Origin of the sequence: Rhodococcus gannanensis, from assembly GCF_042681175.1 — a bacterium.
GTDB lineage: Bacteria > Actinomycetota > Actinomycetes > Mycobacteriales > Mycobacteriaceae > Rhodococcus_G > Rhodococcus_G gannanensis.
On record NZ_JBHUFB010000010.1, the window covers coordinates 464,146 to 484,295 of the forward strand.

Genomic DNA, 20,150 nt, shown 5'->3' on the forward strand with positions numbered 1-20,150 from the left:
ACCCGCTCCTGCTCCATGGTGTCGCGCTCACGGATCGTGACGGCTTGGTCGTCGAGGGTGTCGAAGTCGACGGTGATGCAGAACGGGGTACCGATCTCGTCCTGGCGACGGTAGCGACGTCCGATGGCACCGGCGTCGTCGAACTCGACGTTCCAGTGCTTGCGCAGCTGGGCGGCGAGATCACGGGCCTTCGGCGACAGGGCCTCGTTGCGGCTGAGCGGCAGCACCGCGGCCTTGACCGGGGCGAGCCTGCGGTCGAGGCGCAGCACGGTGCGCTTGTCGACACCGCCCTTGGCGTTCGGCGCCTCGTCCTCCTGGTAGGCGTCGACGAGGAATGCCATCAGCGACCGCGTCAGGCCGGCTGCCGGCTCGATGACGTACGGCGTGTAGCGCTCGCCGGTCGTCTGGTCGAAGTACTTGAGGTCCTGACCCGACGACTCCTCGTGTACGCGGAGGTCGTAGTCGGTGCGGTTCGCGACGCCCTCGAGCTCGCCCCACTCGCTGCCCTGGAACTCGAAGCGGTACTCGATGTCGACGGTGCGCTTCGAGTAGTGCGAGAGCTTGTCCTCGGGGTGCTCGAACAGACGAAGGTTGTCCGGGTTGATACCGAGGTCCGTGTACCAGGCGAGGCGAGTGTCGATCCAGTACTGGTGCCAGGTCTCGTCCTCACCGGGCTTGACGAAGAACTCCATCTCCATCTGCTCGAACTCACGGGTGCGGAAGATGAAGTTGCCGGGGGTGATCTCGTTGCGGAAGCTCTTGCCGATCTGGCCGATGCCGAACGGCGGCTTCTTGCGCGAGGTCGTGAGCACGTTCGCGAAGTTGACGAAGATGCCCTGCGCGGTCTCGGGGCGCAGGTAGTGCAGGCCCTCCTCCGACTCGACCGGACCGAGGTAGGTCTTGAGCATCATGTTGAAGTCGCGGGGCTCGGTCCACTGACCGACGGTGCCGCAATCGGGACAGACGATGAGGTCCATCGCGACGTCGTCCGGGTTGTCGAGGCCCTTCTTCTCCGCGTATGCCTCCTGCAGGTGGTCCTGCCGGTGCCGCTTGTGGCAGTTCAGGCACTCGACCAGCGGATCGTTGAAGACACCGACGTGACCGGAGGCGACCCACACCTGGCGGGGCAGGATGACCGAGGAGTCGAGGCCGACGACGTCGTCGCGGCCGGTGACCATCGACCGCCACCACTGCTTCTTGATGTTCTCCTTGAGCTCGACGCCGAGCGGCCCGTAGTCCCAGGCGGACCTGGTGCCGCCGTAGATCTCACCACAGGGGAAGACGAGACCTCGACGCTTGGCGAGGTTGGCGACGGTTTCGACCTTGGACTTGGGTGCCACTGGGGAAGCTCTCCATCTGGGTAATAGATGCCGTGTGGATAGGAATCTGCCCATCCAGCCTATCGGGACGGGTGACTGCACCCAATTCGCCGTTTGACATGCATACTCGCGCATATCAAAATGGATATGATTTGCAATAAGCCCGATCTCGGCATCACCGACGCGGCATCGTGAGGAGCACGCACTCGTGAGCATCACCGACGCGGACGACCTGCGCGGCCACACCGCCGCGCACGACGCGTCCGCACCGCCCGCAGCGATGCCCGATCGCGACACACTCACCGCCGCGGGCGACATCCTCCGCGCCCTTGCGGCGCCCGTGCGCATCGCGATCGTGCTGCAACTGCGGGCCGCACCGCGGTGCGTACACGAACTCGTCGATGCGCTCGCCGTCACCCAGCCGCTCATCAGTCAGCACCTGCGGGTTCTCAAGTCGGCGGGCGTGGTGCGCGGGGACCGGTCCGGTCGCGAAGTCGTCTACCGACTCGTCGACGACCACCTCGCACACATCGTGATCGACGCCGTCGCCCACGCCGAGGAAGGCCACTGATGAGCGCCAGTACCGAGGAAGGAAACCGCGTGCCCGACAAGCCCCGCACCCCCGTCGCAGTGGGTGTCCGCGCTACCAAGCAGCGCAGTGCGATCTCGGCGTTGCTCGACGAGATCGACGAGTTCCGATCCGCCCAGGAACTGCACGACGTGCTGCGCAGGCGGGGTGAGGGTATCGGCCTGACCACCGTGTACCGAACGCTCCAGACACTCGCGGAGGCCGGCGCGGTCGACATGCTCCGAACCGATTCCGGCGAGTCGGTCTATCGGCGCTGCTCGTCGGGACACCACCATCACCTGGTGTGCAGGTCGTGCGGGTACACGGTCGAGGTCGACGGCCCCGAGGTCGAACAGTGGTCGCACTCGATCGCCGAGGAGAACGGCTTCACGGACGTCAGCCACACCGTCGAGGTCTTCGGGACGTGCCGCAACTGCGCATCCTGACATCGTCAACCAACGGTTGACGATCGCGATTCGTCAACCTAGGGTTGACGCATGACCGAACCGACTCCGCTCAGCCCCCGCATCCGCCTCGACGACCTCATCGACGCGATCAAGACGGTTCACACGGACCCCTTGGAGCAACTCTCCGACGCGGTTCTCGCCGCCGACCACCTCGGCGACGTCGCCGACCACCTGATCGGCCACTTCGTCGACCAGGCGCGCCGCACCGGCGCATCCTGGACCGACATCGGCCGCAGCATGGGGGTCACGAAGCAGGCCGCCCAGAAGCGTTTCACCCCGAAGGATCCCGGCGGCCTCGACCCGAACCAGGGCTTCAACCAGTTCACCCCGCGGGCGCGGAATGTCATCGCCGCCGCTCACAACGAGGCGAAGGCCGCGCGGAGCGCCGAGGTAGGGACCGCACACCTCACGCTCGGCCTCCTCGGCGAGCCGGAGTCGCTGGCGCTCGTCCTCCTCGCGCGGCAGTCCGTCGACGCCGACACGCTTCGCACCTCCGCGACCGCGGTACTACCCGAAGCTGCCGACGAAGCCCCCGACCTCGTCCCCTACGACGCGGACGCGCGCAAGGCCCTGGAACTGACCTTCCGGCAGGCACTGCGTTTGGGCCACAACTACATCGGCACCGAGCACGTCCTGCTGGCCCTGCTCGAGGCGGAGAACGGCGACGGCCCGCTGAACGCCGCAGGCGTGGACCGCGAGCAATTCGAGTCCGACCTCGCCGCTGCTCTCGCCGCGCTCGCACCGAAGAGCGACTAGAACAGTCGCCGCATGATCGCCTGCGCGCGCTCGGTGTACGGCGGGTAGGCGAAGCGGAGATCGGGAGTGAAGGGCTTGACCAGAACGGCCTTCCGGTTGCTGAAGGTGTCGAAGCCCCACCGCCCGTTGTAGCGACCCATCCCACTGGCCCCGACACCGCCGAACGGGAGTTGCTGCGCCGCATAGTGATAGATCAGGTGGTTGACCACGACCGCGCCGGCGGTCACCTGGTCGAGCACCTGCCGTCGGACCCTGCTCGACCGGGTGAACAGATAGGCCGCCAACGGTTTCGGCCGGGCCGTCACGAACTCGACGGCCCGGTCGATCGAGTCGACCGTCACCACCGGCAGGACGGGCCCGCAGATCTCCTCCGTCATGACCGGTTCGTCGGCCGCGGGCTCGACGAGAACCGTCGGTTCGACGGCGAGTTCGGACACGTCCGTTCCGCCTCCGGCCGCGACCGTTGCGCGAGTCGCAGCGAGGCATTCGGTGAGCCGATCGAACTGACGTCGATTCACGATCCGCATGCCCGGCCGCGTGGCGTCGGATCTGAACTCTGCGATCGTGGACGTGAGCCGCTCGACCAGGTCGTCCCGCACCGACCGTTCGACGAGCACGTAGTCGGGAGCGATGCACGTCTGCCCCGAGTTGAGCAGCTTGGCCCAGGCGATCCGACGTGCCGTCACGTCCAGATCGGCGTCGGCCGCCACGATCGCAGGCGATTTGCCGCCGAGTTCGAGCGTCACAGGAGTCAGATGAGGTGCGGCCGCTGCCATGATCTTCCGGCCGATGTCCGTGCCGCCGGTGAAGAGGCAGTGGTCGACGCCCTGCGCCAGCAGGGCCTGCGTGACGCCTCGAAGGCCGACCGCCCGAGATCCGCAGCGAGCGCGTCCGCGATCGCGTCCTCCTGTTCGACGACCAGCCGCTCGATTCCGTCGAGCTGTGCGAGGCGCCAGTCCAGGGGTTTCGTGCGCCCGGACGCGAACGTCGCTCGCAGGCCGGCGACGACGGATTCGGCCGTCCGTTCCGGAAGGATTTCGGTGCTCTGATCGATTCCCACAGCGGCCACCTCGGCTCGACTCGGGTCATGGGATCAGCTTCACGATACGACTGACCCGCACCAACCGACAGGCTCACGTGCGGAGACACCGTCGACAGGTCAGCGGTAGGTCTCCCCGGTGATCGCCTCGATGATGTCGAGCAGATGCACCACGACGAATACCGCGACTCCGAGTCCGAACAGTACGAGAGACGCGAGTGCGACCCACGCGAGCGCGCGCACCCACGCCGGAGCGGGGTAGGTCCCGCCGAGGATGCGCAGGAGCGTGACGACGACGTCGATCAATCGGACCAGGACCATCATCGGCACGCCCCCTCGACTGCGTCGTGGCAGGTCACGTCATGCACACGTTCGAGAACAGCAGCACCGGCCAGCACACGATCGATCCGAGGAACGAGATCACGACGTCGAGGCCGCTCATGTCACTCAGATGGTCCGTGTGGGTGACGGTCCAGATCACCCCGACCACGAAGTACGGGATCCCCACCAGGATCAGGATCCCCAGGATCTCCGAGACCTTCAGCTCGTAGTCGAGCACCCGACTGAGCGTTTTCATGGACGTTGCCCCCTAGGCCGGCGAAGTGGACCCTGCAGCGACCACCCCCTGACCGCTGCCGGAATGTTAACAGCGATTCGCACGTCGCGACAGGGCCACACATCACAGAGCCGGCCGTCAGGGAATCAGTCCCTGCCTGCTGTCCTCGACACCTGCCAGCACCAACAGCAGCATGGTGGTCAGCGCCTCGTCCTCCAGTCCCGCCGCCGGGAACGTGTAGCGCAGGATGACGTCGGCCAAGCGGGAACGCGTGATCACCGAGACCAGGCCGAACTGCAGCAGGTCGTTCTTCGCCGCGACCTTCTTGTGCAGTGTCGTGCTCACCGGACGATCCCAGGCGAGCACCGCCGTCAGCGACAGCACGTCCAACCCCGGCGCGAGGTTCACCGCTCGCATCGAGCACAACGCGCCCGCGTACTCGAATCCCAGTGAACCGTCACTGGTTTCGGCGACCTCGACGAACGGCGCGAGCGCCGCCTGCGCCCGAACCTGCAACGCGGCAGCCGACTCCTCGCTCACTTGACCCCTCCGAACCTGCGGTCGCGGGAGGCGTACTCGACGCAGGCGGCCCACAGGTCGCGGCGGTCGAAGTCGGGGAACAGCTTCTCCTGGAACACCATCTCCGCGTAGGCCGACTGCCAGATCAGGAAGTTCGACGTGCGCAGCTCACCCGAAGGCCGCAGGAACAGGTCCACGTCCGGCATGTCGGGCTCGTCGAGGTACTTCGCGACCGTGGCTTCGGTGACCTTCTCCGGGTTGATCTCCCCCGCCGCGACCCGGCGCGCGATCTCCCGTGCGGCGTCGGCGATCTCGGCGCGACCCCCGTAGTTGACGCACATCGTGAGGGTCATGACGTCGTTGTCCTTCGTCAGCTCCTCGGCGATCTCCAGTTCCTTGATCACCGACGCCCACAGCCGCGGACGGCGGCCCGCCCAGCGAACGCGGACACCCATCTCGTGCATCTCGTCGCGCCGGCGGCGGATGACGTCACGGTTGAACCCCATGAGGAACTTGACCTCCTCGGGGCTGCGCTTCCAGTTCTCGGTGGAGAACGCGTACGCCGACAGCCACTTCACCCCGACCTCGATGCACCCTTCGACGGAGTCCATCAGGACCGCCTCGCCGCGCTCGTGGCCCGCGGTGCGGGGCAGGCCACGCTCCTGCGCCCACCGGCCGTTGCCGTCCATGACCAGCGCGACGTGCCGGGGAATCAGCTCGGGCTGGATGATCGGCGCTCGCGCCCCGGACGGGTGCGGGCTGGGGGGACGGATCTCCCGGTCAGGCGAGGCTTGCGGTGCGCGTCGTCGGATCACGCCCTTCATCCTGCCCGACGGTCTCATCGACGGCGGCATGCGGCCGCGCCCGCTCGATCAACGGCAACGTCCGCAACTGCCGTTCCAGATGCCACTGCAGGTGCGCGGCGACCAGACCGGACGCCTGTGACCGCACACCCGATGCGACGGACTCGGCGAACACCCAGTCTCCCCGCTCCAGGGCCGCCATCAGGTCGAGGACGCCGGGGGACGGTGTGGCCGCGCCGGGCGGACGGCAGTGCACGCACACCGCGCCGCCCGCTGCGACGTGGAACGCGCGGTGCGGGCCGGGGGCGGCGCAGCGGGCGCACTCGTCGACCGCGGGCGCCCAGCCGGCGAACCCCATCGCCCGGAGCAGGAACGCGTCGAGGACCAGTTCGGGTGGGCGGACCTGGTCGCTGACCGCGCGCAGCGCACCGACCGTCAGCCGGTGCAGGCGCGGCGCGGGCGCGCGCTCCTCCCCGGACAGCCGCTCCGCGGTCTCCAGGATCGCGCAGGCGGTGGTGTAGCGGCCGTAGTCGTCGACGATGTCGGTGGCGAACGCATCGAGCGTCTGCACCTGGGTGATCACGTCGAGGCTGCGGCCGGGATAGAGCTGGACGTCGACGTGGGCGAACGGTTCGAGCCGCGCCCCGAACTTCGACTTGGTTCGGCGAACTCCCTTGGCCACGGCGCGGACCAGCCCGTACTGCCTGGTGAGGAGGGTGACGATGCGATCGGCCTCGCCCAGCTTGTGCTGGCGGAGCACCACAGCATGATCCCGGTACAACCTCACGACGTGATTGTCCCACGCGGCACCGACTCCCCCGGTGACGCCGGCCTCCATGTCGCATCGGGACGCCGCATCCGTGAAAACCGCACACCGCGCCGCATGAAACGCGTTACTGTTCGTTCGAACGAACAGGGGAACCGACATGAGCGTTGACACGGGTCAACAGGGGGCGCACGAACCCGGTGCGGCCGCGCACGAGGGGTCCGGCCGAACCGGAGACACCACAACCTGGCCGACGCTCGCGGAATGCGCGCGGTCCCTGGCGGCTGGGGACACCACCTCCGTCGCGATGGTCACCCGCAGCCTCGACGCGATCGACGCCAGCCAGGCCACACTGAACGCGTTCAAGGTGGTCCGGCGCGCCGCCGCGCTCGCCGAGGCCGAGGAGGCCGACCGCAGACTCGCCGCGGGCGAGCGACTCCCGCTGCTCGGCGTACCGATCGCGGTCAAGGACGACGTCGACGTCGCCGGGGAACCGACCGCCTTCGGCTGCGCCGGCGACTTCCCCGCGAAGACCACCGACTCCGAGGTCACACGCAGGCTCCGCGCGGCGGGCGCGGTCATCGTCGGCAAGACCCACAGCCCCGAACTCGGGCAGTGGCCCTTCACCGGCGGCAGCTTCGGTCACACCCGCAACCCGTGGGCACGGGACCGGACGCCCGGCGGATCCTCCGGCGGCACCGCGGCCGCCGTCGCGGCCGGACTGGTCCCGGCTGCCCTCGGCTCCGACGGCGCCGGATCCATCCGCATCCCCGCAGCGTGGACGAACCTCGTCGGCATCAAGCCACAGCGCGGACGCATCTCCACGTGGCCGGACGCGGAGGCGTTCAACGGCATCACCGTGTTCGGACCGCTCGCCCGCACCGTCGCGGACGCGGCACTGCTCCTCGACCTGGTGTCGGGTGCCCACGACGGCGATCTGCACACGCCCGCTCCGGTGTCGGTACGTGACGCCGTGGACCGCGAACCCGGACCACTTCGGGTCGCGCTGTCGACGAAGCTGCCGTTCACCGCGACCCCGACGGCGCTGCACCCGGAACTGCGGGACGCGCTCGGAGCCGTCGCGCACACGCTCCGCCGGCTGGGGCACCAGGTGACCGTCGCCGACCCGGACTACGGAATTCTGCTGGGCGCCAACTTCCTTCCCCGCTCGATGGCGGGGCTGGAGGACTGGCGCGGACGGGTACCCGACCCCGGCCTGCTCGATCCCCGCACCCTCGCCAACGCGAGAACCGGGCGGATGCTCGGCGGCCTGCCCCTGCGCGCCGCCCGTGCCGCCGAACCGCGGATCCGGCGCCGCGTCGGCGCGATCTTCTCCGAGTACGACGTCGTCCTCGCCCCGACCACGGCGACACCGCCGCCCCTCGTCGACGCCATCGACGGGATCGGCCACTACGCCACCGACAAGGTGATCACCGCGGCCTGCCCCTACGCCTGGCCGTGGAACGTGCTCGGCTGGCCGAGTGTCAACGTTCCCGCCGGGTTCACGGACGACGGCCTCCCCCGCGGCGTGCAGCTGATGGGTCACGAGTCCAGCGAACCGCTTCTCGTCTCGCTCGCGGCGCAGCTCGAACGCGAACTGCGCTGGGACACCGCCGTCCCCGACCGGTGGTGGTGACATGAGCGAGCCCGCCGTCGTCGCGCCCGCACGGGAACGCATCCTGCAGGCGGTGCTGCAGGTGATCGGCTCCGACGGCGTCGCGGCGGTGACCAACCGCCGCATCGCCGCACAGGCGGAGGTGTCCCTCGGCTCGATCACGTACCACTTCCCCACCCAGAGCGACATGCTCCGCGATGCGATGCTCGGGTTCGTCACCGACGAAACGGCGCGACTGACCGAACTTGCCGAGAGCTACCGGGACCGCGGGCTCAGCGTCGCCGACGCCGCGTCGCTCACCCAGCAGGTGGTCCGCGACCTGGGGTGGTCCGCCGAACGTCTCGCCCCCTTCGAGTTGTACATCCAGGCCGGACGAGACCCCTCCCTGCAGGCCGCGGCAGGCGAGTGCTTCGCCGCGTACGACACGCTGACGGTGACGATCCTCGAGGCGCTCGGCGTACCCGACGCCCGCACCGTCGCGTCCACCCTCGTCGCGACGATCGCGGGTCTGCAACTGAGGCGCGTGGCAACCGGTGTGCCGCAGGACGTCTCGGCGGCGATCCTCCGCCTGGTCCTGCCCCGCTGACCGCGTGCACGTACGCACCTGTGCGTGGTCTTCACCCCACCGGGTAAAGATCACGTACAGCTCGCGGCCGCGTCAGAAGCCGAGGCGGCCCAGCTGCTTCGGGTCGCGCTGCCAGTCCTTGGCGACCTTTACGTGCAGGTCCAGGTAGATCTTGACGCCGAGCAGCTTCTCGATCTGGGTGCGGGCCCGGGTGCCGACCTCGCGCAGCCGGGTACCGCCCTTGCCGATCACGATGCCCTTCTGGCTGGGTCGCTCCACGTACAACAGGGCGTGCACGTCGAGGAGCTCACCCTGCTTTTCGGTGCGACCCTCCCGCTCGGTGATCTCCTCGATCACCACGGCCAGTGAGTGAGGCAGTTCGTCGCCGAGGCCCTCGAGCGCGGCCTCGCGGATCAGCTCGGCCATCAGGGTTTCCTCGGGCTCGTCGGTGAGCTCGCCGTCCGGGTAGAAGGCGGGCCCCTCCTCCATGTGCGACGCGAGGACGTCGACGAGCACCTCGACCTGCTCACCCGAGCTGGCGGACACCGGCACCACGTCGGTGTCCGGGCCGAGCAGCTTCGACACCGCCATCAGCTGGTGTGCGAGCTGGTCTTTCGTCACCTTGTCGATCTTCGTGACGATGCCGATCAGCTTCGTGCGCGGCGCGACCTGCCGGACCTGCTCGAGGATCCAGCGATCACCGGGCCCGATCTTCTCGTCCGCGGGGATGCACAGACCGATCGCGTCGACCTCCGAATAGGTGTCGCGGACCAGGTCGTTGAGTCGCTGCCCGAGCAGCGTGCGCGGACGGTGCAGTCCCGGGGTGTCCACCAGGATCAGCTGGGTGTGCGCGCGGTGCACGATGCCGCGGATCGTGTGCCGCGTCGTCTGTGGTCGCGACGACGTGATCGCGATCTTGCTGCCGACGAGCGCGTTGGTCAGCGTCGACTTGCCGGTGTTCGGCCGGCCGACGAAACAGACGAAGCCGGAACGGAACTCGGTTGTGGTCATGCGGACTCCTGGGTGTCGTTCTCGTCGGTGTGGGGTGCGCGCCAGGCGAGCACCGTGGTGATGCGGACACGCCCGCGCATGTCGCCGCCGCCCTCGGCGCGCAGCACGATGCTCTCCGTCGGTGCGTCTCGGCCCGTGGCCGCAGCGTCGCGCGCGGCGACCACGACCTCGGAGCCGGGCAGCGGCACCCTACCCAGCTCGTAGCCGACGAGCCCGCCGACGGTGTCGACCTCGTCGCTGTCGATCTCGATGTCGAACAGTTCGGCGAGATCCTCCAGCGGCAGCCGCGCCGACAGTCGGTAGCGCCCGTCCTCGAGGTCCTCGACGGGCGGGATCTCGTCGGTGTCGTACTCGTCGGCGATCTCGCCGACGATCTCCTCGATGACGTCCTCGATGGTGACGAGTCCGGCGATGCCGCCGTACTCGTCGACGAGCAGCGCCATGTGGTTGCGGTCGCGCTGCATCTCGGCGAGGAGACTGTCGAGGGGTTTGGAGTCCGGGACGAACACGGCGGGACGCATCACCTCGGCGACGGTGACACCACGGCCGCCGTCGGTGGAGTGGTACGTCTTGTCCACCAGGTCCTTGAGGTACACGACGCCGAGGACGTCGTCGACGTTCTCCCCGATCACGGGGATGCGGGAGTGCCCGCTACGCACCGCCAGCGACGTGGCCTGGCCCGCGGACTTGTCGGCCTCGATCCACACCATCTCCGGCCGCGGCACCATCACCTCGCGTGCGGGGGTGTCGCCGAGTTCGAAGACCGACTGGATCATGCGGCGTTCCTCGTCGGCGACGACGCCACGTTCCTGCGCGAGGTCGACGAGTTCGCGCAGTTCGATCTCGGATGCGAACGGGCCGTTGCGAAATCCCTTGCCCGGGGTCAGTGCGTTGCCGATGAGGATGAGCAGCCGGCTGATCGGGCTCAGCAGGACACCGAGTGCCTGCACCGGCAGCGCACCGCCGAGAGCGATCGAGTAGGCGTGCTGCCTTCCGATGGTGCGCGGCCCGACGCCGATGGCGACGTAGTTCACGAGCACCATCACTACGGCGGTGATCGCGAGCGCCCATCCGGTCGAGAGCATCGTCAGCAGTCCCGCCGCGAGCAGGACGGTCGCGCTGATCTCGGAGGCGATGCGCAGCAGCACCGTCAGATTCACGTACCGGGGCCGGTCCTCGACGACGGCGAGCAGCCGGTTCGCGCCGGGACGTTCGTCTTTCGCCATCTCCTCGACCCGGGCGGGAGAGACGGTGTTCAGTGCGGAATCGAGGGCGGCGAACACGCCACCGAGCAGTGCGAGGAGTACAGCGAACAGGATGAGCAGAGCGGCGGCGCCGGTCACGGGCGCTCGCTCTCCGCTCGGGCCGCGCCGGGTGTCACGACTCGGGCCGGTCGACGAACCCGGTCTTGCCGAGGAGCCTGCTGTCGCGGGCGGCGAGCTCGGCTTCGCGTTCCTGACGCGCCACGTCGTCGTACCACTCGGCAAGGAGGCTGTTCTGCAGGCCGAACATCTCCTTCTCCTCCTCCGGCTCGGCGTGGTCGTAGCCGAGCAGGTGCAGCACGCCGTGGACGGTAAGCAGTGCCAGCTCGTGCGCCGTGGAGTGACCGGCCTTCGCGGCTTGGTCGGCGGCGAACGCCGGGCACAGGACGATGTCGCCGAGCATCGCCGGACCGGGCTCGGGCGCGTCGGGGCGGCCGCCGGGCTCGAGTTCGTCCATCGGGAACGACATCACGTCGGTGGGGCCGGGCAGGTCCATCCACCGCATGTGAAGGTCCGCCATGGTGTCCAGGTCGACGAGCACCATCGACAGCTCGGCCGCCGGGTGCACGTCCATGCGGGAGATGACGAACCGGGCGACGCTGACGAGCTCCGGTTCGGAGACGTCCATCCCGGACTCGTTGGATACCTCGATGCTCATGTGTGCGTTTCTCCTCGGGACCGTTCTCGGCGTGTGGCGATCGCGCCGTGGCGTCCTGCGATTGTCTGGGGATTCAACTGTAATGCGGTCCGGGGCGGATGCCCGGTCACCGACGCCCGGGGCGGCCACCCGCCGCGCGGCGCTGCGCCCGGTTGCCGAGTGGTACGTCGTCGCTCCGCTCCGACTCGAAGCGGTCGTAGGCGTCGACGATGTCGGAGACGAGCCGGTGCCGGACGACGTCGGCGCTGGTCAGCTCCGCGAAGTGGATGTCGTCGATCTCAGTGAGGATCTCGCTCGCCGCGCGCAGGCCGGAGCGCTGCCCGCCGGGGAGGTCGATCTGCGTGACGTCGCCGGTGACGACGATCTTCGACCCGAATCCGAGACGGGTGAGGAACATCTTCATCTGCTCGGCGGTCGTGTTCTGCGCCTCATCCAGGATAATGAATGCATCATTCAACGTCCGGCCACGCATATATGCCAGCGGCGCGACCTCGATCACGCCCGCCTGCATCAGCTTCGGGATCGCCTCGGGATCCATCATGTCGTGCAGCGCGTCGTGCAGCGGCCGCAGGTACGGGTCGATCTTCTCGTGCAGGGTGCCGGGCAGGAAGCCGAGCCGCTCGCCCGCCTCGACGGCGGGGCGGGTGAGGATGATCCGGCTGACGTTCTTGCTCTGCAACGCCTGCACGGCCTTCGCCATTGCCAGATACGTCTTGCCGGTACCCGCGGGACCGATGCCGAACACGATGGTGTTCGCGTCGATCGCGTCGACGTACCGCTTCTGGTTGACGGTCTTCGGGCGGATCGTCTTGCCGCGCCGGGACAGGATGTCGAGGCTGAGCACCTCGGCGGGAGACTCGCCTGCGCCGTCGGTCATCATCGAGATGCTGCGGCGCACCGCATCGGGGGTGAGGGCCTGACCCTTGCCGACCAGGGCGACGAGTTCACTGACGACCCGCTCGGCGAGCGCGACGTCCGCGGCGGCGCCGGTGAAGGTCACGGTGTTGCCGCGGGCGTGGATGTCGGCGGCGAGCGCGCGTTCGAGTGCCTTGAGGTTCTCGTCCGTCGAACCGAGCAGAGGCAACATCGCGTCTGGCGGGATCTCCATGCTCGATCGCACCGAGCGCTGCGCGGGGCGCTGTTGCGCGTCGACCGTCCGCGCCGAGGAACCGGACCGGGAGACGGGGGACGACGTCCCACCCATGCTGTCTGCACTCACGTGGTAGCTATGGCCTGCTTTCCTGATCCGACGGCGGTGACGTATGCAGTCTATCGCGCACGCCGGCGCCTTCCCACCGAGTAACCAGCACCGCAGCCGACGGTGGCGTCCTCACGCTCCCGGCGTCGCGGGCCTCGCGCGCAGCAGGTCCCACGCCTCGGCGACGACGTCGGCGGCCCGGCCCGCCTCGACCCCGAGCAGGACGAGCGACGCGAGGGCGAACGAGTCGCCGTCGTCGGCGATCGTGCCGTGGTTCGCCTCCTCGAACAGGGCGAGGGTGACGGCCTCGGTCATCGCCACCAGCACGGATGCCGGCAGATACGTGGAGAACACCCCGTCGGCCTGACCGCGCTCGACGAGAGCGATGCTCGGCGCTCGCGCCGGAACGAGGAGGTCCCGGATGCGGTCCTCGCCGATCTCGGCCCGCGCGAAGGTGAGCAGGACCCGGAAACGATCACCGATCGGCCAGCTCAGCAGCGCCATGACAGCCGTCGTCAGGTCGGGACGATCCGGCATCGTCGGCAGTTCGTCGAGGACTGCGAGCAGCGCGGACGACGCCTCGTCGACGAGGCCCTCGATGAGCGCGTCCCGGCTCGGGAAGTGCCCGTAGACGGTCCGTCGGACAACACCTGCGGCGCGGGCGACGTCGTCCATGCTCGCGTCGGGGTTGCGGGCGAACTCGCTGATCGCGGCCTCGATGATGCGCGATCGGTTCGCGCGGGCCTGACGGCGCCGCGGCCTGACCGATTCGTTGCCCACGACTGCACCGCCTTCCACCTCACGCAGTGTTCCACGCCCGACGGAGCGAGCCGGCATTCCGCGCGCCGGTGATCCCGATCACAGCGTCATTGCACAACAGTGTGCAATCAACGTAACTTGCACATCAGTGTGCAGTCAGCGTCGCGAACTCGAGGAACGGAGCCCGGCATGACCCTTCTCGCCACCCGACCGGTAACAGACGACCGAACTCCATACCGCTGGCGGTGGGCCGCCCTCGGCGTGCTGTGCCTGGCCCTGCTGATCGTCGTCATGGCCAACACGGCCCTGATCGTCGCGGCACCGGACATGACCCGCGATCTCGCGCTGACCAGCTCGCAGCTGCAGTGGGTGATCGACGGCTACACCGTCCCGTACGCCGCGCTGATGCTGCTGTTCGGAGTCGTCGGCGACCGCTACAGCCGTCGCGGTGCCCTCCTCGCGGGCCTGCTTGTGTTCGGAGCCGGCGCGGTGTTGGGCAGCCTCGCCGACACCACCACCGCGGTCGTCACCGCCCGGATCGTCATGGGTATCGGCGCGGCCGTCATCATGCCCGCGACGCTGTCGCTGCTCGTGGCGACGTTCCCGCGCGCCGAACGATCCCGCGCGATCGCGGCGTGGGCGGCGACCGCAGGCCTCGCCATCGCGTTCGGACCGCTGCTGGCCGGATGGATCCTCGAATCCCGTTCGTGGAACGCCACATTCCTGATCAACGTGCCGATCGCCGCCGTCGCGGCCGTCGGCGCCCTGATGCTGGTACCGCCGTCGAAGGCGGCCGTGGCACGCCGCATCGACTGGATCGGCGGAGCACTGTCGGTACTCGCGATCGGCGCGCTGGTCTACTCGATCATCAACGGCTTCCACTTCGGGTGGAGCGCAGGACCGATCGCGGCGGCCGCGGTAGCCGCCCTCGCAACGGCGGCGTTCGTGTTGTGGGAACTGCGCCACCCCGCTCCCCTCCTCGACGTGCGCCGGCTGACCGACCGGACCATCGGCGGCGCGACGCTGGCGGTGCTCCTGCTGTTCCTCGCCGCCTTCGCCGCGATCTACTTCGTCGCGCAGCAGTTCCAGTTCGTCCTCGGCTACGGCCCGCTCGAAACGGGTGTCCGACTGCTGCCGCTCGCCGCCGCGGTCTCGCTCGGCGCCCTGGCCAGCGGCCGGATCTCGCCACGATTCGGGGTGCGCGGCACCGTGGTGACGGGGATGCTGTTCGCCGCCGCGGGCGTGCTGCTGATGGCACGTGTCGACGCCGACGCCGGCTACCTCGCGTTCGCAGTGCCTCTCGTCCTGCTGGGACTCGGCATCGGACTCGCCGAGCCCCCCGCCACCGACGCGATCATGGACCGGTTCCCCGAGGACGACCTCGGCGCCGCGGGCGGACTGAACGACACAGCCATCGAACTCGGTGGATCGCTGGGCATCGCGATCCTCGGCTCGGTTCTCGCCTCGACCTACCAGAGCACGGTCGCCGGATTCCTCGACGCCGCTCCGCTGCCGACGCTGACCGGCGACCTGGCCGCGCAGGCCGACTACGCGATGGAGGTGTCGCGCGAATCCGTCGGCGGCGCAACGCTGGTCGCGCAGGAGATGGCGACGAACCCGTTCGCCTCGTCGTACGCCGAGCCACTGCGCGAGGCGGCGAGCACCGCCTTCGCGGACGCGATCGGGCACGCCAGCCTGGTCGGCGGTCTCGCGCTCGCGATCGGCGCCGTCGTGGTGGCCGTGATCCTGCCAGGACGCCGCAAGGAGGCCTGACGCGTGGACACGGGGACGCGGTCTCTCGCGTTCCTGGTGTCCGGTCCGTCACGTCACCCGCCGGCGATCCACTCGACAGCCTCCGCCTCTCGGGCGGTCGCGAACACCTGTAGCTCACCGGGGAAGAGGAACGCGAACAGATGAACCGCCTCCCCCAACCCGGTGTGGTCGGTGACGAGCGCCAGCCGACCCCAGACGTCGCGCGGGACGCCGATCATCCTGGTGTCCTGCCACATCGCGCCCAGCGAGTAGCGGTCGAATCCATCGCCGAGGACGTATACGAGGTTGACGCGGTCGTGCGCGGAGACGGCTGCCTCGATGGCCGGGTCGAGGACGGTCCGGTAGTCGTCGGAGGTCACCATCCCGAGCGCTCGGAAACCGAGGGTGCCTGCCGGGAGTCCGTCGATCTTCTCGATGGTCATGGCCCGACTCTCGTACACGTCCGCCGCACGTAGCCGTAGGCTCGCCGACGGCTGGGTGCGAACTGACAGACTGGCCGACATGTTCGCGCTGCTTCTGACAGGACCACCCGGGGCGGGGAAGAGTTCCGTCCTCACCGAACTGCACGACGGCCTCGGCGACGCAGGTATCGCCAACGCACTGATCGAACTGGACGAACTCGAGCGGAGCTACCCACCGCTGGACACCGCACGCGTCTTCCGGCACGCGGCACTGCTGGCGGGCTCCTACCGCGAGGCCGGCCACACGCTCCTCCTCGTCACCGCGACGATCGAGGACGACGCATACGGCGAGGCACTGTCGGCGGCGATCGATGCCGACAGACACGTCACGGTGCGGTTGGACGCCGAACCCGACACCGTGCGACGGCGGGTGCTGGACCGGGAGCCCGAAACCTGGTCGGGGCGGCAGGAGCTCGCCGACCATGCGCACGAGCTCGCCACCACCATGCGCGGGCTCACGTGCGTGGACCTGGTTCTGAGCACCGAGGGAACGAATCCCGTCGACGTGGCGGGACGACTGGACGTCGCGCTACGGGAGCATCCGGCGGCGCCGTTGATCGGGGTCGACCGGATCGCGGGGTCAGCGGTTCGTCTGACCCGCTAACCCACCCAGGGATCGTCGCCGAGAATCGCCTCCATCGTCAGTGCCCAGCTGCGAGTGGTGCGGCCCAGGAAGTCGTTGTGCCCCTCCCCCGGTACCTCCCACAGCACCGCACGGTCGCAGGCCGCGCGGGCCGCGTCCACGTAGGCGCGACTGGCCGCTACCGGCACCTGCACGTCCTCGACGCCATGGATGCAGACCGTCGGCACTCCGGTCGGGACGCGGTGCAGCGGCGACGCCGACCGGTACAGCTCGGGGTCGTCGGCGTAGGACACCCCGAACAGTGCCGTGAGTGCGGCACCCCCGCTCCGGGTGGCGGCGCGGGACGCGAGGTCGAGAGCACCTGCCTGCGACACGACTCGCGTGGGCCGCACCGGGCACTCTCGTTGTCCTGCAACCCATACCGCGAGCTGCGCGCCGGCCGAGTGCCCGACGATCCGTACGTCGGCGGTGTCGAGCGGCACCGGGGACTGCTCGGGCAGCAGCGTCGCCGTCGCGGCGAGCGCGGTCTCGATGTCGGCGCTGGTCTCCGGCCAGCCGCCGCCCGCTCCGACGCGGCGGTACTCGACGTTCCATGCCGCGACCCCGCGCCTGGCCAGATCCGACGCGAGCGTCGTGGCGAGGTTGAGGTGGAAGTCGGCGCTCCAGTAGCCGCCGTGGATCAGCATCACCACCGGCACCGGCCCGTCGACACCTGTCGGGGTGTAGAGGTACCCGAACTGAGCGGGGTGCGGGCCGTAGTCGATGCGGGTGCGGGGCATGGACGCCATTGTCCCGGCCCCGCCCCTACTCGCCGAGACGAGGTGTGGTCACCGGCGCCGGATGCGCACCGCCAGCCCCGCGACGTGGGCGCAGCACGCGGCCCGGGCGCCGTCGGCGTCACCGGAGCGGATCGCGGCGACGATCCTCTCGTGCTCGTCGACGGCGATCCGCCTGTTCGCCTCCAGCGCCCACATGTCCGAGCGGTACAGATGCGCCTGCGCGTCGAGCCGGAACAGCGCCTCCCGGAGCGGCTTGTTCGCAGCCACGTCGCGGATCGCGGTGTGGAAGTCGAGATCGTTCCTCGCGTCCCGACGCTGGTCCGCAGGCTGGTCGAGCAGTGCCCGCTGCTCGTCGACCATCGCCACGAGGTCCTCGACGTGCTGGTGCGTTGCTCGCAGTGTCGCCTGATAGCCGGCGAGACCGTCGAGCACCTCGCGCACGGCGAACACCTCCCGGATCGTCTCGTCGTCGACGACGTCGACCTTGGCGCCGGCGTTACGGGTGTAGACCGCGATCCCGTCGTTGATGAGCTGCTGCACGGCCTCACGGACCGGGGTCCGGCTCACGTTGAGCTTCGCCGCCAGCGCCGGCACCGACAGCGCTGTGCCCGGCAGCAGCTCACCGGCGAAGATCTGTTCCCGGAGCGTGGCGTGCACCGACTCCGCGAGCAACTCGCGTTCAGTGGTCGTCATCTGTGCTTCTCCGCTGCTGTTGGCCACGCCCCACGGTAACGCGGACGTGGCAGACTACTCGTTCCCTGGATCGGGTGTCAGGCTCGCTGCGCTGCGAGGACACGCTCCGCTTCCCGGAGTCCGACCGGCGCCACGCCACCCTTCATCCCGGCGAGCTTGGCGGCGATGTTGTCGGCGATGGTGATCGGCGGGTAGCCGGTCTCGCCCTCGGCCACGCAGCCGGGCAACGTCTCGATCACCGCGTCGTGGTTGCCGTCGAAGAAGAACGCGGCCGACCGACGGCGGATGATCCGGCCGTCCACGACAGGCGGGTCGACACGATGGATGGTGGATCGCCAGCGGTCGTTCGTCCACCTCGCCAGTGCGTCACCGAGATTGACGAGCAGGGCACCCTCGGCGGGCTGCACATCGTGCCACTGCCCGTCACTGCCCAGGACCTGCAGTCCGGGCACGCGGTCTGCCCACAGCACCGTGAGAATCCCGAAGTCGGTGTGGGCGCCCATTCCGGTGAGGTCGCCTGCGACCTCGCTCTCGGATTCCGGCAGCGCGTAGTTGTTCATCTTCATCACCTCGATCGAGTGGTCGACGAGGGAGTCGAAGTAGCCGGCGTCGAGCCCGAGCGCGTCCGTGAAGGCGATCATCAGCGTGCGCGAGAGTGCCTGCGCCCGACGGAAGTACTCCTCCACGGGTTCACGGAACGACTGAGCCGCCTCGGGCCAGGTGTTGTGCGAGTAGCTGGCCTCGGGAAGGTCGAGCCCGGGGAACTCGGACGCCTCGGAGCCGATGGTGATCGCCTCGTAGAAGTCGTTCATCGCGGAGGCGGACGCCACCCCGAGGCTCATGCTGAGGGACTCGGACTTCGGCGGTGCATAGCCGCGGTTCTCGCCCGGCCGCCGGTACTCCTTCTTGGCCTCCATCGGCAGCGCGAAGAACTCGTCGAGGGCCGCCGCGAGATCGGCCTGCACACCGTCCGGGATGCCGTGCCCGACGATCTGAACGAATCCGACATCACGGCAGGCGCGGTCGAGCTGCGCCGCAACCTCGGCTCGGGCGGCCGGATCGGGCGTGTCCGCCAGATAGGGGCCGATGTCGACGGTGGGAACTTCGAAGGAGGTGGTGCTGTCGTGCATCGTGGTGGCTCCTACTTCTTGCTGGTGTCGGCGGAGGAGTGCCAGCTGCCGATCAGAAGCTTCGACAGGGCACCGAAGAGCATGAACACGGCCACCCCGAGCAGGGACGCGAGGACGATCGCGGCGAAGAGGTCCTCGGACTGCAGGCGGCTGCGGTAGACGTCGAGCAGGGTGCCGATTCCGGGGTCACCCTTGGCGAAGAACATGTCGCCGATGATCGCGCCGACCACGACGAGCCCGGCGGCGGTGCGGATGCCGGTGAGGATGGACGGCAGGGCGGACGGCAGCTCGAGCTTGACGAGGCGGTCCCACGCGGAGGCCCGGGCGAGCGTGAACAGTTCGTGCTGCCCGCGGTCGACGGACTGGAGCCCGAAGTGGGTGTTGGTGATGATCGGGAACGCGGCGATCAGCACACACACCAGGACGCGGGCGAAGGTGCCGTAGCCAAACCACAGTCCGATCAGGGGCACGATCGCGAGGATCGGGATGACCTGGAGCACAACGGCGTACGGGTAGATCGCTCGCTCGAGCCACGTGGCGCGGCTCATGAGAACACCGACTCCGACACCGATCGCGGCGGCGAGCGCGAAGCCCATCGCCGCGACCTGGGTGGTGACGAGCAGGGCGTCGAGCATCGGCTTCAGGTGCGACCAGTCGAGGATCGAGTTGGTCAGCACCGCGTGCGGCGGCGGGAGCAGGAAGCGCCGTTCGGGGCTGAGCACAAGGTACGTGACGGCATACCAGGCGGCGATGGCCACACCGAACGAGGCGAGCGGAACCATGATGCCGCCGAGCATGTTTCGCAAGAAATTACGGGGTGCGCGCGAGCCGGCGACCGGATGCGAGGTCGTGGCGGTGGCCATCCGGGCA

At 69.0% G+C, this 20,150-nt stretch carries 23 protein-coding genes and 1 pseudogene; 7 read left to right on the top strand and 17 right to left on the bottom strand.

Annotated features, from left to right (window positions below):
* Window positions 1–1,340, bottom strand: a 1,340-nt coding sequence (locus ACFSJG_RS13170; RefSeq protein WP_378485659.1) for a glycine--tRNA ligase, incomplete at its 3' end; no start/stop codon positions are given.
* Window positions 1,341–1,527: 187 nt separating this feature from the next.
* Between ACFSJG_RS13170 and ACFSJG_RS13175 the strand changes: the two genes are divergently transcribed.
* The 3 genes from ACFSJG_RS13175 to ACFSJG_RS13185 are packed head-to-tail and all read left to right on the top strand — an operon-like array spanning window position 1,528 to window position 3,110.
* Window positions 1,528–1,890 (top strand): ArsR/SmtB family transcription factor, encoded by a 363-nt coding sequence (locus ACFSJG_RS13175; protein WP_378485660.1) that lies wholly within the window; start codon window positions 1,528–1,530, stop codon window positions 1,888–1,890.
* On the top strand, window positions 1,890–2,333 hold the full coding sequence (locus tag ACFSJG_RS13180; RefSeq protein ID WP_378485661.1) for a Fur family transcriptional regulator: 444 nt from the start codon (window positions 1,890–1,892) through the stop codon (window positions 2,331–2,333). The genes ACFSJG_RS13175 and ACFSJG_RS13180 overlap by 1 nt, the downstream gene beginning before the upstream one ends.
* A 51-nt stretch (window positions 2,334–2,384) precedes the next feature.
* Entirely contained in the window at window positions 2,385–3,110 is a 726-nt protein-coding gene (locus ACFSJG_RS13185) for a Clp protease N-terminal domain-containing protein (protein ID WP_378485662.1), read from the top strand.
* Here the strand turns inward: ACFSJG_RS13185 and ACFSJG_RS13190 are convergent.
* The 6 genes and pseudogenes from ACFSJG_RS13190 to recO all read right to left on the bottom strand — a co-directional run bounded on the left by ACFSJG_RS13190 (window position 3,107) and on the right by recO (window position 6,814).
* Window positions 3,107–4,170: pseudogene (locus ACFSJG_RS13190) on the bottom strand (aldehyde dehydrogenase family protein). The gene ACFSJG_RS13185 and the pseudogene ACFSJG_RS13190 sit on opposite strands and share 4 nt — an antisense overlap.
* Window positions 4,171–4,269: 99 nt before the next feature.
* Complete coding sequence (locus tag ACFSJG_RS13195; RefSeq protein ID WP_378485663.1) at window positions 4,270–4,473, bottom strand: hypothetical protein; 204 nt, start codon at window positions 4,471–4,473, stop codon at window positions 4,270–4,272.
* Window positions 4,474–4,504: 31 nt separating this feature from the next.
* The gene (locus ACFSJG_RS13200; RefSeq protein WP_378485664.1) at window positions 4,505–4,726 is read right to left on the bottom strand and encodes a hypothetical protein; all 222 of its coding nucleotides are present in this window, start codon (window positions 4,724–4,726) and stop codon (window positions 4,505–4,507) included.
* A 117-nt stretch (window positions 4,727–4,843) separates the two neighbouring features.
* Window positions 4,844–5,245, bottom strand: coding sequence for a hypothetical protein (locus tag ACFSJG_RS13205; protein ID WP_378485665.1), 402 nt, complete (start codon window positions 5,243–5,245; stop codon window positions 4,844–4,846).
* Entirely contained in the window at window positions 5,242–6,048 is an 807-nt protein-coding gene (locus tag ACFSJG_RS13210; protein WP_378485666.1) for an isoprenyl transferase, read from the bottom strand. The genes ACFSJG_RS13205 and ACFSJG_RS13210 overlap by 4 nt, the downstream gene beginning before the upstream one ends.
* Complete coding sequence (recO, locus tag ACFSJG_RS13215; protein WP_378485667.1) at window positions 6,005–6,814, bottom strand: DNA repair protein RecO; 810 nt, start codon at window positions 6,812–6,814, stop codon at window positions 6,005–6,007. The genes ACFSJG_RS13210 and recO overlap by 44 nt, the downstream gene beginning before the upstream one ends.
* A 139-nt stretch (window positions 6,815–6,953) precedes the next feature.
* Here recO and ACFSJG_RS13220 point away from each other — a divergent pair, with 139 nt between their 5' ends.
* Both ACFSJG_RS13220 and ACFSJG_RS13225 read left to right on the top strand, forming a co-directional pair.
* Window positions 6,954–8,429 (top strand): amidase, encoded by a 1,476-nt coding sequence (locus tag ACFSJG_RS13220; protein WP_378485668.1) that lies wholly within the window; start codon window positions 6,954–6,956, stop codon window positions 8,427–8,429.
* A gap of 1 nt (window position 8,430) precedes the next feature.
* Window positions 8,431–8,994, top strand: a complete 564-nt coding sequence (locus ACFSJG_RS13225; RefSeq protein ID WP_378485669.1) for a TetR/AcrR family transcriptional regulator — start codon at window positions 8,431–8,433, stop codon at window positions 8,992–8,994.
* Between the two features lie 72 nt (window positions 8,995–9,066).
* Here the strand turns inward: ACFSJG_RS13225 and era are convergent, their stop codons facing one another.
* The 5 genes from era to ACFSJG_RS13250 all read right to left on the bottom strand — a co-directional run bounded on the left by era (window position 9,067) and on the right by ACFSJG_RS13250 (window position 13,882).
* Window positions 9,067–9,984 (bottom strand): GTPase Era, encoded by a 918-nt coding sequence (gene era / locus ACFSJG_RS13230; RefSeq protein ID WP_378485670.1) that lies wholly within the window; start codon window positions 9,982–9,984, stop codon window positions 9,067–9,069.
* Window positions 9,981–11,327 (bottom strand): hemolysin family protein, encoded by a 1,347-nt coding sequence (locus ACFSJG_RS13235; RefSeq protein ID WP_378485671.1) that lies wholly within the window; start codon window positions 11,325–11,327, stop codon window positions 9,981–9,983. The genes era and ACFSJG_RS13235 overlap by 4 nt, the downstream gene beginning before the upstream one ends.
* 34 nt (window positions 11,328–11,361) lie before the next feature.
* A complete protein-coding gene (ybeY, locus tag ACFSJG_RS13240; protein ID WP_378485672.1) occupies window positions 11,362–11,904 on the bottom strand; it encodes an rRNA maturation RNase YbeY in 543 nt (180 codons plus the stop codon).
* 106 nt (window positions 11,905–12,010) lie between these two features.
* Window positions 12,011–13,012 carry a PhoH family protein gene (locus ACFSJG_RS13245; RefSeq protein ID WP_378485974.1) on the bottom strand — a complete coding sequence of 334 codons (1,002 nt, stop codon included), beginning with the start codon at window positions 13,010–13,012 and terminating at the stop codon, window positions 12,011–12,013.
* A gap of 222 nt (window positions 13,013–13,234) precedes the next feature.
* Window positions 13,235–13,882, bottom strand: coding sequence for a TetR/AcrR family transcriptional regulator (locus tag ACFSJG_RS13250; RefSeq protein ID WP_378485673.1), 648 nt, complete (start codon window positions 13,880–13,882; stop codon window positions 13,235–13,237).
* Window positions 13,883–14,050: 168 nt separating this feature from the next.
* On the opposite strand from ACFSJG_RS13250, the gene ACFSJG_RS13255 reads away from it, so the two are divergent.
* Window positions 14,051–15,634, top strand: a complete 1,584-nt coding sequence (locus ACFSJG_RS13255; RefSeq protein ID WP_378485674.1) for an MFS transporter — start codon at window positions 14,051–14,053, stop codon at window positions 15,632–15,634.
* Between the two features lie 53 nt (window positions 15,635–15,687).
* Here ACFSJG_RS13255 and ACFSJG_RS13260 read toward each other — a convergent pair whose 3' ends face one another.
* Window positions 15,688–16,056: a SpoIIAA family protein gene (locus ACFSJG_RS13260; protein ID WP_378485675.1), complete on the bottom strand. Its 369-nt coding sequence runs from the start codon at window positions 16,054–16,056 to the stop codon at window positions 15,688–15,690.
* Window positions 16,057–16,135: 79 nt separating this feature from the next.
* Between ACFSJG_RS13260 and ACFSJG_RS13265 the strand changes: the two genes are divergently transcribed.
* Window positions 16,136–16,699 (top strand): ATP-binding protein, encoded by a 564-nt coding sequence (locus tag ACFSJG_RS13265; RefSeq protein WP_378485676.1) that lies wholly within the window; start codon window positions 16,136–16,138, stop codon window positions 16,697–16,699.
* Here the strand turns inward: ACFSJG_RS13265 and ACFSJG_RS13270 are convergent.
* The 4 genes from ACFSJG_RS13270 to ACFSJG_RS13285 all read right to left on the bottom strand — a co-directional run bounded on the left by ACFSJG_RS13270 (window position 16,696) and on the right by ACFSJG_RS13285 (window position 20,143).
* Entirely contained in the window at window positions 16,696–17,457 is a 762-nt protein-coding gene (locus ACFSJG_RS13270; RefSeq protein WP_378485677.1) for an alpha/beta hydrolase family protein, read from the bottom strand. The two genes, ACFSJG_RS13265 and ACFSJG_RS13270, sit on opposite strands and share 4 nt — an antisense overlap.
* Before the next feature lie 48 nt (window positions 17,458–17,505).
* Complete coding sequence (locus ACFSJG_RS13275; RefSeq protein WP_378485678.1) at window positions 17,506–18,150, bottom strand: GntR family transcriptional regulator; 645 nt, start codon at window positions 18,148–18,150, stop codon at window positions 17,506–17,508.
* A gap of 77 nt (window positions 18,151–18,227) precedes the next feature.
* Complete coding sequence (locus ACFSJG_RS13280; protein ID WP_378485679.1) at window positions 18,228–19,280, bottom strand: isopenicillin N synthase family dioxygenase; 1,053 nt, start codon at window positions 19,278–19,280, stop codon at window positions 18,228–18,230.
* A gap of 11 nt (window positions 19,281–19,291) precedes the next feature.
* Entirely contained in the window at window positions 19,292–20,143 is an 852-nt protein-coding gene (locus tag ACFSJG_RS13285; RefSeq protein WP_378485975.1) for an ABC transporter permease, read from the bottom strand.
* Window positions 20,144–20,150: the final 7 nt, after the last annotated feature.

Bases quoted from the DNA above. Each gene is read 5' to 3' on its own strand.
- ybeY (WP_378485672.1), bottom strand. From the start codon at position 11,904: ATGAGCATCGAGGTATCCAACGAGTCCGGGATGGACGTCTCCGAACCG.
- ACFSJG_RS13180 (WP_378485661.1), top strand. From the start codon at position 1,890: ATGAGCGCCAGTACCGAGGAAGGAAACCGCGTGCCCGACAAGCCCCGC.
- ACFSJG_RS13200 (WP_378485664.1), bottom strand. From the start codon at position 4,726: ATGAAAACGCTCAGTCGGGTGCTCGACTACGAGCTGAAGGTCTCGGAG.
- ACFSJG_RS13225 (WP_378485669.1), top strand. From the start codon at position 8,431: ATGAGCGAGCCCGCCGTCGTCGCGCCCGCACGGGAACGCATCCTGCAG.
- ACFSJG_RS13245 (WP_378485974.1), bottom strand. From the start codon at position 13,012: ATGGAGATCCCGCCAGACGCGATGTTGCCTCTGCTCGGTTCGACGGAC.
- ACFSJG_RS13185 (WP_378485662.1), top strand. From the start codon at position 2,385: ATGACCGAACCGACTCCGCTCAGCCCCCGCATCCGCCTCGACGACCTC.
- ACFSJG_RS13275 (WP_378485678.1), bottom strand. From the start codon at position 18,150: ATGACGACCACTGAACGCGAGTTGCTCGCGGAGTCGGTGCACGCCACG.
- ACFSJG_RS13210 (WP_378485666.1), bottom strand. From the start codon at position 6,048: ATGAAGGGCGTGATCCGACGACGCGCACCGCAAGCCTCGCCTGACCGG.
- ACFSJG_RS13270 (WP_378485677.1), bottom strand. From the start codon at position 17,457: ATGCCCCGCACCCGCATCGACTACGGCCCGCACCCCGCTCAGTTCGGG.
- era (WP_378485670.1), bottom strand. From the start codon at position 9,984: ATGACCACAACCGAGTTCCGTTCCGGCTTCGTCTGTTTCGTCGGCCGG.
- ACFSJG_RS13255 (WP_378485674.1), top strand. From the start codon at position 14,051: ATGACCCTTCTCGCCACCCGACCGGTAACAGACGACCGAACTCCATAC.
- ACFSJG_RS13265 (WP_378485676.1), top strand. From the start codon at position 16,136: ATGTTCGCGCTGCTTCTGACAGGACCACCCGGGGCGGGGAAGAGTTCC.
- ACFSJG_RS13220 (WP_378485668.1), top strand. From the start codon at position 6,954: ATGAGCGTTGACACGGGTCAACAGGGGGCGCACGAACCCGGTGCGGCC.
- ACFSJG_RS13280 (WP_378485679.1), bottom strand. From the start codon at position 19,280: ATGCACGACAGCACCACCTCCTTCGAAGTTCCCACCGTCGACATCGGC.
- ACFSJG_RS13195 (WP_378485663.1), bottom strand. From the start codon at position 4,473: ATGATGGTCCTGGTCCGATTGATCGACGTCGTCGTCACGCTCCTGCGC.
- ACFSJG_RS13285 (WP_378485975.1), bottom strand. From the start codon at position 20,143: ATGGCCACCGCCACGACCTCGCATCCGGTCGCCGGCTCGCGCGCACCC.
- ACFSJG_RS13260 (WP_378485675.1), bottom strand. From the start codon at position 16,056: ATGACCATCGAGAAGATCGACGGACTCCCGGCAGGCACCCTCGGTTTC.